This is a genomic window from Paraburkholderia sp. UCT31, from assembly GCF_014397655.1.
GTDB classification, from domain to species: Bacteria; Pseudomonadota; Gammaproteobacteria; order Burkholderiales; family Burkholderiaceae; genus Paraburkholderia; species Paraburkholderia tuberum.
The window spans coordinates 1-12,318 of sequence record NZ_VZQP01000065.1 but is presented as its reverse complement, the minus strand read 5'-3'; the positions used below and the strand labels follow the sequence as shown (position 1 = coordinate 12,318).

Below are 12,318 nucleotides of genomic sequence, written 5' to 3'. Positions count from 1 at the left end.
CAGACGTGCGGCACATTCAACGTCGCATCGGAGCGTTACATAAAGCGTGCATGAAGCAGAGGGCTTTTAGACGCACCGACACGGCTTGCACCGGGCCCTGCTAGCTGAGCTCAGGCTGCCTTGCGCTCGTAGAACGCGACTTGCACGACCTCGGCGACGCTCTGCACCTGCCGATGCTCGACCACGCCGCAACGGCTCGCGCAGACACCGCTTTGCAGCATCACGTCACGCACGGATTCCTCGCATTTGCCGCAGCACGAGGCGACGCCGAGTTCAAACTGCAACTCGTCGAACGAGTCGATGCCGTCCGCAATCGAGGAGCGGATTGTGCGGTCGGATACGGATTTGCAGACACAGACGATCATGGCAGGCGTCATAGCTAACGTTAATGCGAATTATTATCATTTTGTTTGTTTCGTTTGGCAAGCGTCCTGTGCGATTTTTTGTAACAAAACCAGACTCTTGGAATGGATTTCGTCGGCAGGAAGGGCGGGGCGCGCGCCGGTTGCCGGTGCTAGGCGGCGCGAGAATCCGATGCGGCCGTGCGGCCCGACGGTATCGATACCTGCTCGACCGCGGCCTCGATCCGCAGCAGCGTGGCGGCGAGTTGCTGCTGATGGATGCCGTCGTCGGTGGAATAGAAGCGCGGCAGCGGCGTGCCCCCGGCCGACGCCGCGGCGCGCAGGCCGTGCTGCTCGAGCACGCGTTCGAGCTGACGCGCGATCGCCACGCTCGTGTCGATCAACGCGAGCCGCTCGCCGACGATGTCGCGGATCGCCGCGTCGAGAAAGGGGTAATGGGTGCAGCCGAGCACCAGCGTGTCGGCGCCCGCGTCGAGCATCGGTTCCAGGTAGCTGCGCAGCAGTGCCTGCAGCTCGGCCGAGCCGACGTCGCAACGCTCGACCGCCTGCACGAGCCCGTGGCCGGGCTGGCACAGAAAGCGGCAGTCGGCGGCGTAGCGTTCGAGCAGCCCCTGGAAGCGGGCGCTGCGCAGTGTCGCCTGGGTCGCGAGCACGCCGGCGACGCGGCTTTTCGATTGCAGCGCGGCGGGCTTGACACCCGGCTCGACGCCGACGAGCGGAATCGGCAGCTTTTCGCGCACCAGCGCGATCGACTGCGCGGTCGCCGTATTGCATGCGACCACGAGCGCCTTCGCGCCTTGTGCGGCGAGCCATTCGCCGATGGCCAGCGTGCGGTCGGTGATGAAGTCGTCGTCGCGCTCGCCGTAGGGCGCGTACAGCGAATCCGCGACATACAGCAACGCCTCGTCAGGCAGTTGCGCGCGCACCGCGCGCAGCACGGACAGGCCGCCGAGCCCCGAATCGAAAATGCCGATCGGCGCCGGCGACGCGGCGCCAGCGGCAACACTGCGGACAGTCGGGGACGGCGAAGGGGCGGGCATAGGCGAAAAAAACGAGCGTGAAGTGGCGGTCGGCGAAAAGGGTGAAACCACGGTGAGGCGCGAACGAGCGCGCAAGTATATCGCCCGTGCGGTACGGTCCGGCGCGAATGCCTGCTGGGCAGGCGTCGTGCCGCTACCGCGCGGGATGCTTCAGCGTGCTTCGATCAGGACTCGACCGAGCCCATCGCGCTTTGCTGGTAGTTCTGGATACCGACCTTGTCGATCAGATCGAGCTGGGTTTCGAGCCAGTCGATGTGCTCTTCGGTGTCGTCGAGAATCTTCGTGAAGATTTCGCGCGAGATGAAATCGCGCACCGATTCGCAGTAGACAATCGCCTCCTTGCAGGTGCCTTGCGAAATCTGTTCGAGCTTCAGATCGCATTCGAGGATCTCTTTGGTTTCCTCACCGATCAGCAGCTTGTGCAGGTCCTGCAGATTCGGCAGACCGTCGAGCATGAAGATCCGTTCGATCAGCATGTCGGCATGCTTCATTTCGCCGATCGACTCGTCGTACTCGTGCTTGCCGAGCTTGTCGAGGCCCCAGTGGCCGTACATTCGGGCATGCAGGAAGTATTGATTGATCGCGGTCAGTTCGTTCTTCAACTGCGCGTTCAGATATTCGATGACCTTCTTGTCGCCTTGCATGTTATTTCCTTTTTCGGGAACCTTGAATTTCCAACAACAATAAACGCCATGTCCAAAAAAGCCAAGAGATCCGATACCACCGTTGGCGGCGTTGGCGGCCTCGTGCGTGCGGCGCCTTGCGCGTGCATGACGCACGGAAAGAAAAAGCCGGGATCGCGGCCCCGGCTTTTCGACTGACCTGAGTAGCGTTAATCGCGACTCATCAAGCCGTGGCGACCGGAATCTTGCCGATCCTGGCTTGCCATTCCTTCGGGCCGGTCTGGTGCACGGAGGTGCCGTTCGAATCGACGGCGACCGTGACCGGCATGTCCTGCACGTCGAACTCGTAGATCGCTTCCATGCCGAGGTCTTCGAACGCGAGCACCTTCGCGCTGCGGATCGCCTTCGACACGAGGTACGCCGCACCGCCGACGGCCATCAGATACGCGGCCTGGTGCTTCTTGATCGCCTCGATCGCGACCGGGCCGCGCTCGGCCTTGCCGATCATCGAAATGAGGCCTGTTTGCGCGAGCATCGTCTCGGTGAACTTGTCCATCCGCGTCGCAGTGGTCGGGCCCGCCGGGCCGACCGCTTCGTCGCGCACCGGATCGACCGGGCCGACGTAGTAGATCACGCGGTTCGTGAAATCGACCGGCAGCTTCTCGCCCTTCGCGAGCATGTCGGCGATGCGCTTGTGTGCGGCGTCGCGGCCCGTCAACATCTTGCCCGACAGCAGCAGCGTCTGGCCCGGCTTCCAGCCCGCCACTTCTTCCGGCGTCAGCGTGTTGAGGTCGACGCGCTTGCTGGTTTCCGTGTTCGGTTCCCAGTGCACCTTCGGCCATGCGTCGAGCGACGGCGCTTCGAGCCTTGCGACGCCCGAACCGTCGAGCGTGAAGTGCGCGTGGCGGGTCGCCGCGCAGTTCGGGATGATCGCGATCGGCTTGGATGCGGCGTGCGTCGGCGCAGCCATGATCTTCACGTCGAGAACAGTGGACAGACCGCCGAGGCCCTGCGCGCCGATACCGAGTGCGTTGACCTTCTCGTGCAGCTCGACGCGCAACTCTTCGATCCAGTCCTTCGGGCCGCGCGCGATCACGTCCTGAATGTCGATCGGGTCCATCAGCGATTCCTTCGCCATCACCATCGCTTTCTCAGCGGTGCCGCCGATGCCGATGCCGAGCATGCCCGGCGGGCACCAGCCCGCGCCCATCGTCGGCACGGTCTTCAGGATCCAGTCGACGATCGAGTCCGACGGGTTCAGCATCGCGAACTTCGACTTGTTCTCCGAGCCGCCGCCCTTGGCCGCGACCTGCACGTCGACGGTGTTACCCGGCACGATCTCGTAGTGGATCACGGCCGGCGTGTTGTCCCTGGTGTTCTTGCGCGCGCCTTCGGGCGGGCTCACGATCGATGCGCGCAGCACGTTGTCCGGATTCAGATAACCGCGGCGCACGCCTTCGTTGATCATGTCGGTGACGCTCATCGTCGCGCCGTCCCAACGCACGTCCATACCGACCTTCACGAACACCGTGACGATGCCGGTGTCCTGGCAGATCGGGCGCTTGCCTTCGGCGCACATGCGGCTGTTGGTCAGGATCTGCGCGATCGCGTCCTTCGCTGCGGGGCTCTGTTCGAGCTCGTACGCGCGGCCGAGCGCTTCGATGTAGTCGAGCGGATGGTAGTAGCTGATGTACTGCAGCGAATCAGCGATGCTCTGAATCAGGTCTTCCTGTTTGATGACGGTCATGGCTAGCTCAGTGGGGAGTGGCGCTTGTTGTCGGATCGCAGCACGGTGCGGTCAGTCTTGCGCCTTCATGGGAGTGGAAACCTTGATGCCGCCCACGGCGTGCAATGCCGCGGGTACTTCGAAATGTTTGGGGAGCGTGTGCGTGGTGTTCTGGTCGGGGCTGATGAAGGTCTTCAGCAGATGGATCGGCGAAATGCTGATCAGCGCCATCGACAGCTTCACTTTCAGCACGCCGGCGTTCACGTGATCGAGCCATTCCGGTTCGTCCGGATGACCGTCGAGGCCGAGGCGCGATACGAACGTTTCATACCCGCCGATGATCACCATGATCAGCAGGTTCGAGATCATCACCACGTCGATCAGGCCCAGCACGACGAGCATGATGCTGGTTTCGTCGAGCTTCATCGAGTCGGTGACCAGATGCCAGACTTCCTTCAGGAATAGCACGACGTAGACCGCCTGCGCGACGATCAGCCCGAGGTACAGCGGCACCTGCAGCCAGCGGCTCATGAAAACGAGGTGGGGCAGCGCGCGCATGGGGCGGCGCGGACGGGCGGAGGCGGGTCGCGAAGCGGACATAGGCAACGGTCAGATGAAGCGCGGGTGACGGAACAGGGGGCCGGGCGCCGACGGCGGTGCGGGGCGCGGCCATCGAAGGGGCGCGAGACTCGCGTCAGGCGCGCTATTGTACAGCGTCGGTCGAATCTGCTGCTTTGCGGCGGGCAGCGCGCCCGCCACACCGGAATTACGATGCGATCGGCGGCACGCTGCGCGCCTTCAGGCTCGCGAGGCCGATACCGGCGACCACGCAGGCAAGCGCGATGCCGTGCGCGAGCGCGCGGCCATCGGGCCGCTCCTTCAGGATCAGCCACGACAGCAGCGCGACGACAGCCGGAATCGTGCTCGTGATCACGCCGGCCGCGACCGCGCTGGTACGCGCGACGCCGTTGAGCATCAGCAGCGTGAAACCGAAGGTGCCGAATAGCGCCTGCAAAAACAGGTTGATCCATTCATCGCGTTTGACGCGGCGCAGTTTGGTCACGCGCAACAGCGGCCAAAGCACGGCCATCGCGATTACGAAACGCAGCAGCGCGAACAGCGGGACGGGGACGAAGGCGACGATCGATTTACCGATTCCGACATTGCTGCCGACCAGCAGCATCGAGGTAATGAGAAGCAGGGCGTAGCGATTCAAGCTGGAATCCGGACGGCTAGTTCAGTTAGCATTGTAAAAGGCCGTGCGAGAGAGCATAAGGGTGCGAAAGCGGGCGCGCTGGCGGTGCGTCGAGTTCGCATCAGCGGGATGCAATGTGCTGCGAGCGAGCGTAGAAGGCTCTGTAGAACGGCGATCTTTTTCGCGCGCATCTCGTCTGATCAACGCGTAACTGCGTCGATGGCTGGCGCGATCTAAGGGTTTTCGCTTGCAGATCAACACGATGCGCGTAAGTGGCCGGTAAGTTGCAGCGCATATGGTTAAGCCTTGACGCGGGATAGGATCGCGCAGGGTGCCCGCATGCACGGATGTTGCGATGCCGCACGCGCACGCGTTTGACGGTATCGCGAGGTGGGAGACAGCGCCGCTCGTGGCGGCTCGCACGGGATAAGGCCCGCGCGCCCGACGCGCGCCGGTACAGGTTTTACGTTTCATCTTCACCAAGGGGTTGTCGATGTCTGCGATTGAATCGGTTCTTCAGGAACGCCGCGTTTTTCCGCCCTCCGCTGACACTGCGAAGGGTGCCACGATCTCCGGCATGGACGCGTACCGGGCGCTCGCCGCCGAAGCGGAGCGCGACTACGAAGGCTTCTGGGGGCGTCTCGCGAAGGAGACGCTGAGTTGGCACAAGCCGTTTACGAAGGTGCTCGACGAATCGAAGGCGCCGTTCTACACGTGGTTCGAAGACGGCCAGCTGAACGCGTCGTATAACAGCATCGACCGTCACGTCGAGGCCGGCAACGGCGAGCGCGTCGCGATCGTGTTCGAAGCCGACGACGGTAGCGTCACCAACGTCACCTATCAGGATCTGCTGCAACGCGTATCGCGCTTCGCGAATGCGCTGAAAAAACGCGGCGTGAAGAAAGGCGACCCGGTCGTCATCTATATGCCGATGTCGATCGAAGGCATCGTCGCGATGCAGGCGTGCGCGCGGATCGGCGCGACGCACTCGGTCGTGTTCGGCGGCTTCTCGTCGAAGTCGCTCAACGAGCGGCTCGTCGACGTCGGCGCGGTCGCGCTGATCACGTCCGACGAACAGATGCGCGGCGGCAAGGCTTTGCCGCTGAAGAACATCGCTGACGAAGCGCTCGCGCTCGGCGGCTGCGAGAAGGTCAGGAGCGTGATCGTGTACCAGCGCACCGGCGGCAAGGTCGCGTGGGACGCAGGGCGCGACCTGTGGATGCACGAACTCGCACAGGCCGAGTCGGATCAGTGCGCGCCCGAATGGGTCGGCGCCGAGCATCCGCTCTTCATCCTCTATACGTCGGGCTCGACCGGCAAGCCGAAGGGCGTGCAGCACAGCACCGGCGGCTATCTGCTGTGGGCCGCGCAAACGCTGAAATGGACCTTCGACTGGCGCCCCTCCGACGTGTTCTGGTGTACCGCCGACATCGGCTGGATCACCGGCCATAGCTACATTACGTACGGGCCGCTCACGCTTGGCGGCACCCAGGTCGTGTTCGAGGGTGTGCCGACCTATCCGGACGCCGGGCGCTTCTGGCAGATGATCGCGAAGCACAGGGTCACGCTGTTCTATACGGCTCCTACTGCGATCCGCTCGCTGATCAAGGCCTCCGAGGCCGACGCTAAAGTGCATCCGAAGAGCTACGACCTGTCGACGTTGCGCATCATCGGCACGGTCGGCGAACCGATCAATCCGGAAGCGTGGGTGTGGTACTACGAGAACGTCGGCGGCGGCCGCTGTCCGATCGTCGATACGTGGTGGCAGACCGAGACCGGCGGCCACATGATCGCGCCGATGCCGGGCGCGACGCCGCTCGTGCCGGGTTCGTGCACGCTGCCGCTGCCGGGCATCATGGCTGCGGTCGTCGACGAAACCGGGCAGGACGTGCCGAACGGGCAGGGCGGCATTCTGGTGGTCAAGCGCCCGTGGCCGGCGATGCTGCGCAACGTGTGGGGCGATCCGGACCGCTACAAGAAGAGCTACTTCCCCGACGAGCTCGGCGGCAGGCTCTACCTCGCCGGCGACGGCGCGGTGCGCGACAAGGAGACCGGCTACTTCACGATCATGGGCCGCATCGACGACGTGCTGAACGTGTCGGGCCACCGTCTCGGCACCATGGAGATCGAGTCGGCACTGGTGGCCAATCCGCTCGTCGCGGAAGCCGCCGTGGTGGGCCGCCCCGATGCGACGACCGGCGAGGCGGTGTGCGCGTTCGTGGTGCTCAAGCGTGCGCGTCCGCAAGGCGAAGAGGCCGTGAAGCTCGCGAACGACCTGCGCAACTGGGTCGGCAAGGAGATCGGTCCAATCGCGAAGCCGAAGGACATCCGCTTCGGCGAGAACCTGCCGAAGACGCGTTCGGGCAAGATCATGCGTCGTCTGTTGCGTTCGCTCGCGAAGGGCGAGGAAATCACCCAGGACGTGTCGACGCTGGAAAACCCGGCGATTCTCGATCAGCTCGGCGAGTCGATTTAAAGCGTTGTAAGCGGATCTGCGCGGGCGGCGGCGGCGTGTCGATCGACGACACGCTTGCGGGTACGCCGCGCAGACCCGTTATTCGAGCGGACGGCTTGCGTCACGGCGTTGCGCGGACAATCCCAATTGCCTCGCCGATGCCTTTTTGATACATAGGCGCATGGCCGCGCCGCACCTATCCTCCCACGCCAGGTTGAACCCCCCGCCCGAACCGCCACCGGTCTCGGCGGCGATGGCGCTCGCGCATCGCAGGTACTGGCGTTTCAACCTCGCGCTGATCGCGGTGCTGATGACGCTTGGCTTCTTCGTCTCCTTCGTCGTGCCATTGCGGGCGCCCGCGCTCGCGCAGGTGCACGCAGGCGGCTTCAGGCTGCCGTTCTACTTTGGCGCACAAGGCGCGATCCTGATCTACCTCGCGTTGATCGTCGTCTATATCGTGCTGATGCAGCGCGCCGATCGTCAGTTGCAGCACGCGTTCGAAGCGGATTCGCAGCGCGATGCGGCAAGCGGTCCCGCCGCGGATTCCACCGGCGGCGCGAACGATGACGTCGCGATCGGCAAGGCCGCGCCGGCCGCGCGCGGGCGCTGAGCCGATGAAGCTCACGCATCGGCTGATCCGCTCGTACGCGCTCTATACGCTCGGCTTTCTGCTGTTCGTTTACGTGATGTGGCGCATCGAGCGCAGCAACGGTCCCGGGGTGTGGATCGGCTATGTGTTCCTGTTCGTGCCGATCGCGGTGTATGCGGTGATCGGCGTGCTGTCGCGCACGTCCGACCTGGTCGAATATTACGTAGCGGGGCGGCGCGTGCCGTCGGCGTTCAACGGCATGGCGACCGCGGCCGACTGGTTGTCGGCCGCGTCGTTCATCGGTCTGGCCGGCTCGATCTACGCGACCGGCTACGACGGCCTCGCGTACCTGATGGGCTGGACCGGCGGCTATTGCCTCGTCGCGTTCCTGCTCGCGCCGTATGTGCGCAAGCTCGCGCGCTACACGATTCCCGATTTTCTCGGCACGCGCTATTCGAGCAACGCGGTGCGCGGCCTCGCGGCGCTCGCCGCGATCCTGTGCTCGTTCGTTTATCTGGTCGCGCAGATCCAGGGCGTCGGCCTGATCGCGACGCGCTTTATCGGCGTCGATTTCACGGTCGGCATTTTCTGCGGGCTCGCGGGCATTCTGGTGTGCTCGTTTCTGGGCGGCATGCGTGCCGTTACGTGGACCCAGGTCGCGCAGTACGTCATCCTGATCCTCGCGATGCTGATACCGGTATCGATGATCGCGCACAAGGACGGCCTCGGCTGGGTGCCGCAATTCAGCTATGGGCGCCTGATGGAGCGCATGGAAGGGCTCGAGAAACAGGTGCGCGACGCGCCGCTCGAGGAGCGCGTGCGCGACGACTATCGACGCCGCGCCGCGTTGATGCAACTGCGGCTCGATACGCTGCCGCAATCGTTCATCGACGAAAAGCAGCGGCTCACGCAGGAGGTCGGCGATCTGCGCCGCCATAACGGTCCGTTGCGCGAGATCAAGGAGCGCGAGCGCGCGCTCGAACAGTTTCCGCGCGATGCCGCCGCCGCGCAGATCGTCTGGAGTCAGAAGCGCGACGACATGCTGATGCGGGCGAGCGCGCCGGTGCCGATGCAGGAACCGTTTCCTGCTGTCGGTGATGAAGACCGGAGCACGCACGCGCGTAACTTTCTATCGCTGCTGCTGTGTCTGTCGCTTGGCACGGCGAGCCTGCCGCATATCCTGACGCGCTACAACACGACGACTTCGGTGGCGTCGGCGCGGCGCTCGGTCGGCTGGACGCTCTTTTTCGTCGCGCTGTTCTATCTGACCGTGCCGGTGCTGGCGGTGCTGATCAAGTACGAGATCCTGTCGAATCTGGTCGGCCATCATTTCGCCGATCTGCCGCAGTGGCTGATGCAATGGCGCAAGGTCGAACCGAGCCTGATCAGCCTTGCCGATACGAACGGCGACGGTATCGTGCGCTGGAGCGAGATCCAGATGCAGCCCGATATGGTCGTGCTCGCGGCGCCCGAGATCGCGGGGCTGCCGTATGTGATGTCGGGCTTGATCGCGGCGGGGGCGCTCGCGGCGGCGCTATCGACCGCGGATGGTCTGCTGCTGACGATCGCGAACGCGCTATCGCACGACGTGTACTACCACATGGTCGATCCGAACGCGTCGAGCCAGCGGCGCGTGACGATCTCGAAGATTCTGCTGCTGGGTGTCGCATTGTTCGCGTCGTACGTGGCGTCGCTGAATACGGGGAATATTCTGTTTCTGGTCGGGGCGGCGTTTTCGCTGGCGGCGTCGAGTCTGTTTCCGGCGCTCGTGCTCGGCGTGTTCTGGAAACGCACGACGCGGCTCGGCGCGGTGGCGGGGATGGTCGCGGGGCTCGTCGTGTGCATCTACTACATCGTGTCGACGTATCCGTTCTTCACGCAGATGACGGGATTCACAGGTGCGCGCTGGTTTGGCATCGAGCCGATCAGTTCGGGCGTGTTCGGTGTGCCGGCGGGTTTTCTCGTGGCGATCGGGGTGAGTTTGCTCGATCGAAAGGCGGACGCCTATACGATCGCGCTGGTCGACTATATCCGGCATCCGTAGGCGGTTTGCGCGGGGCTTTGGCCAGGGTGTGGCGCAGGGCGCGAAGTTTGCTATAATTCGGCTCCCCGCCGGAGAGATGGATGAGCGGTTTAAGTCGCACGCCTGGAAAGCGTGTATAGGTTAATAACCTATCGGGGGTTCGAATCCCCCTCTCTCCGCCAGGACATCCAATGAATACGGGCCTTTCGGCCCGTTTTTCTTTTCTACCAACACCGCTACCCACACGACATCGAGCGGTGTAATTCCCTGCCTGTTGGCGGCCGGTTGGGTGCGTTGTCTACGAACAACATAGGTCGGGTTTTCGCCGGAGCGCGGCTCGACAAAGAGACTAACCGGGGAACAAATGAAAAGCCCCACTCGGGGCGGGGCTCATTAAGGCCTGGGCCTAAGTCTTTCTGGCAGTTCGGTCGGCATGGCAAGAGAAGAAAATACCCGACAAGCTCTATGGCATGCGTCGCCCCCGCCAAAGCTGCGCCATCTCCGTCGCGCGCGCGAGAATCCACATTGGGTCGTCTGCTCCAACAATGTTGCGGGAATTTGGTCTCATATATCTAATCGCTGCCTCGGGGATACTCGACGATAAATGAGACAGGGTGTCGGTACTTCGAGGCGAACACCTCGGGGTGAAATGCAAACATTGTCGAGTGGATGCCCCGGGTGATATCGAACCAACCTCGCGCGGCGACGAGTGGATTAATCGCTCAGAAGACGCTTCAATTCCTCGAGAAACGAAGTGGTCGTATAGCCCCACAACTCCGGGTCGAAATCTTGCCCGTAATCCGTTTCAAACGCTGAATCCAGATCATCCGGGTGCTCGCTTATGAACGAATCTATTTCGTGGATCATTTCGAGATGGCTTTCCCGTGGGCAGTCCCTCCTGTAGCACGAAACAATTTCCGGAATCGTTTCTCCCCATAAATCAGAATCCTGATTAAGGTATGCGCCAAACAACTGATAAAGTTTCGGGTAACGCTCTGATAGCATAATTTTCGCCTTCATCCAACATATGCGGTAAGAATGTAGTACGGCATTCCATTGTAGGTTTGATATTTCAGTACAACGACAACCTCATTCATCCGCGTCATTTTTCCTGTCTGTCGTGCAATTCCATAGCCGACATCACTCGCCACACGCTGCGTCAGTGTAAGGGGGCCGCCACTACCTGAGCACTCCGCCCATTTCCTGATTTGTGTCGTATGGGCGCGCATTACTTCTGATATTGCCCATTCCGCCCGCTCCAGGTTCGTGAATGACGACACTCTTTTTCGATGCGGTTCAAGTCTCAGTCTTTCGCGCAATTGCGCTTCGGTCCGCCCCACGTGCTTTTCGAGTGTGTGCCCTCCCAGTCTCGGATTGAGCGCTTTTGCTTCATGCATTTGCAGATCGATCCGGCCCATCGTAACGCTGGCCACGCGTGCAGCCTTGATCGAGCCAGCGAACCCGAACGGCACGATCATATCGACTGACAGGCCGATGTTGTTCGCCATGTCAGGACCGGCGTTCATCGCCTCGGCCAGCTTCGCCGTACCTTGCTGGGTCAGCGTGACCGTATCCCGGCCCGTCCAGATTTGACGCAAACCTGCCGACGCCGTATCTGAGCCATGTACGCCGAACACAACACATCCGGCCTTGCTCGCCATCGTCGGTTCCGGCAGCACACATAGCGCTGCCGCCCCGACCATTTCCAGCACCCCGCCGACAACCTGCAAGCCGCCCCATAGCCGGTTGGAACGCATCTCGGTAGGGCTGATCGACTGACGGGAGAGCACTGCCGCTAGTTGCGGCGCACTGAGCACCACGCGCACGCCGTCCGAATTCTGTTGATACGACATTCCGGTGTCCTCTGTAGCTGTTGGGGCTGCTACGCTAGCAGGCGTCCACAGGGGTATGGAATGGGCGATGGATGATTTTAGGCTTTCGCTTCGATCAACGAAATGTCAACATTTGTGCGCGCCGGAATGCGCGCCGTAGCGCGTATGGACAGTCTGGATAAGAACGGTTCCGTTCAGCAAGGCAGCGCTCGTATAGCGCAGCGTGGACATAGGGTTTGGCCATGCCCCCGTCGTCGCGCGTCGTTGTTCCAGCAGGTCCGTTCGGTGAGTGGCCGTCTCAACGTTGTTTGCCGCGGAATGCGCGAGCGCGCGCTGCGAGGTCTCGCGCATAGATCCGCCGGGACAGAACACAAAGTCCGGTCAACGAGAATTTTGTGCACGCGGGATCGTCCCGAGAGGCGCGAAGCTTCGACAAGCCTCACCCCTCATCCCCCTCCCGCAACCTGTCTCTT

General features: G+C 62.7%; 10 protein-coding genes, 1 tRNA gene and 1 pseudogene. 4 read left to right on the top strand and 8 right to left on the bottom strand.

Annotated elements, in window-relative coordinates; genetic code table 11:
* Positions 1 to 110 precede the first annotated feature (110 nt).
* From F6X40_RS35465 to F6X40_RS35440, 6 genes and pseudogenes are all read right to left on the bottom strand, one after another.
* Positions 111 to 365 carry a bacterioferritin-associated ferredoxin gene (locus F6X40_RS35465; RefSeq protein WP_090803857.1) on the bottom strand — a complete coding sequence of 85 codons (255 nt, stop codon included), beginning with the start codon at positions 363 to 365 and terminating at the stop codon, positions 111 to 113.
* Positions 366 to 514: 149 nt separating this feature from the next.
* Positions 515 to 1,402 carry a glutamate racemase gene (gene murI / locus F6X40_RS35460; RefSeq protein ID WP_187631081.1) on the bottom strand — a complete coding sequence of 296 codons (888 nt, stop codon included), beginning with the start codon at positions 1,400 to 1,402 and terminating at the stop codon, positions 515 to 517.
* Positions 1,403 to 1,566: 164 nt separating this feature from the next.
* Entirely contained in the window at positions 1,567 to 2,046 is a 480-nt protein-coding gene (bfr, locus tag F6X40_RS35455; RefSeq protein WP_187631080.1) for a bacterioferritin, read from the bottom strand.
* Between the two features lie 202 nt (positions 2,047 to 2,248).
* On the bottom strand, positions 2,249 to 3,772 hold the full coding sequence (locus F6X40_RS35450) for a fumarate hydratase (RefSeq protein ID WP_187631079.1): 1,524 nt from the start codon (positions 3,770 to 3,772) through the stop codon (positions 2,249 to 2,251).
* Between the two features lie 51 nt (positions 3,773 to 3,823).
* A complete protein-coding gene (locus tag F6X40_RS35445) occupies positions 3,824 to 4,309 on the bottom strand; it encodes a TIGR00645 family protein (RefSeq protein WP_222946258.1) in 486 nt (161 codons plus the stop codon).
* Positions 4,310 to 4,553: 244 nt separating this feature from the next.
* A pseudogene (locus F6X40_RS35440) lies at positions 4,554 to 4,967 on the bottom strand (DMT family transporter); the annotation flags it as partial.
* A 472-nt stretch (positions 4,968 to 5,439) separates the two neighbouring features.
* Between F6X40_RS35440 and acs the strand changes: the two are divergent.
* The 4 genes from acs to F6X40_RS35420 all read left to right on the top strand — a co-directional run bounded on the left by acs (position 5,440) and on the right by F6X40_RS35420 (position 10,195).
* Positions 5,440 to 7,422 (top strand): acetate--CoA ligase, encoded by a 1,983-nt coding sequence (acs, locus tag F6X40_RS35435; protein ID WP_187631077.1) that lies wholly within the window; start codon positions 5,440 to 5,442, stop codon positions 7,420 to 7,422.
* Between the two features lie 160 nt (positions 7,423 to 7,582).
* Positions 7,583 to 8,011, top strand: a complete 429-nt coding sequence (locus F6X40_RS35430; protein WP_187631076.1) for a DUF4212 domain-containing protein — start codon at positions 7,583 to 7,585, stop codon at positions 8,009 to 8,011.
* 4 nt (positions 8,012 to 8,015) lie between these two features.
* Positions 8,016 to 10,034 carry a sodium:solute symporter family protein gene (locus F6X40_RS35425; RefSeq protein WP_187631075.1) on the top strand — a complete coding sequence of 673 codons (2,019 nt, stop codon included), beginning with the start codon at positions 8,016 to 8,018 and terminating at the stop codon, positions 10,032 to 10,034.
* Positions 10,035 to 10,104: 70 nt separating this feature from the next.
* A tRNA-Ser gene (locus F6X40_RS35420) sits at positions 10,105 to 10,195 on the top strand.
* 532 nt (positions 10,196 to 10,727) lie between these two features.
* Here F6X40_RS35420 and F6X40_RS35415 read toward each other — a convergent pair.
* Positions 10,728 to 11,033, bottom strand: a complete 306-nt coding sequence (locus tag F6X40_RS35415; protein ID WP_316251873.1) for a contact-dependent growth inhibition system immunity protein — start codon at positions 11,031 to 11,033, stop codon at positions 10,728 to 10,730.
* On the bottom strand, positions 11,030 to 11,866 hold the full coding sequence (locus F6X40_RS35410) for an RNase A-like domain-containing protein (protein WP_187631074.1): 837 nt from the start codon (positions 11,864 to 11,866) through the stop codon (positions 11,030 to 11,032). Before F6X40_RS35410 ends, F6X40_RS35415 begins: the two co-directional genes overlap by 4 nt.
* Positions 11,867 to 12,318 lie beyond the last annotated feature (452 nt).

Coding starts and splice junctions, on each gene's coding strand:
- F6X40_RS35465 (WP_090803857.1), bottom strand. CDS start 365: ATGATCGTCTGTGTCTGCAAATCCGTATCCGACCGCACAATCCGCTCC.
- bfr (WP_187631080.1), bottom strand. CDS start 2,046: ATGCAAGGCGACAAGAAGGTCATCGAATATCTGAACGCGCAGTTGAAG.
- F6X40_RS35410 (WP_187631074.1), bottom strand. CDS start 11,866: ATGTCGTATCAACAGAATTCGGACGGCGTGCGCGTGGTGCTCAGTGCG.
- murI (WP_187631081.1), bottom strand. CDS start 1,402: ATGCCCGCCCCTTCGCCGTCCCCGACTGTCCGCAGTGTTGCCGCTGGC.
- F6X40_RS35415 (WP_316251873.1), bottom strand. CDS start 11,033: ATGAAGGCGAAAATTATGCTATCAGAGCGTTACCCGAAACTTTATCAG.
- F6X40_RS35430 (WP_187631076.1), top strand. CDS start 7,583: ATGGCCGCGCCGCACCTATCCTCCCACGCCAGGTTGAACCCCCCGCCC.
- F6X40_RS35450 (WP_187631079.1), bottom strand. CDS start 3,772: ATGACCGTCATCAAACAGGAAGACCTGATTCAGAGCATCGCTGATTCG.
- acs (WP_187631077.1), top strand. CDS start 5,440: ATGTCTGCGATTGAATCGGTTCTTCAGGAACGCCGCGTTTTTCCGCCC.
- F6X40_RS35425 (WP_187631075.1), top strand. CDS start 8,016: ATGAAGCTCACGCATCGGCTGATCCGCTCGTACGCGCTCTATACGCTC.
- F6X40_RS35445 (WP_222946258.1), bottom strand. CDS start 4,309: ATGCGCGCGCTGCCCCACCTCGTTTTCATGAGCCGCTGGCTGCAGGTG.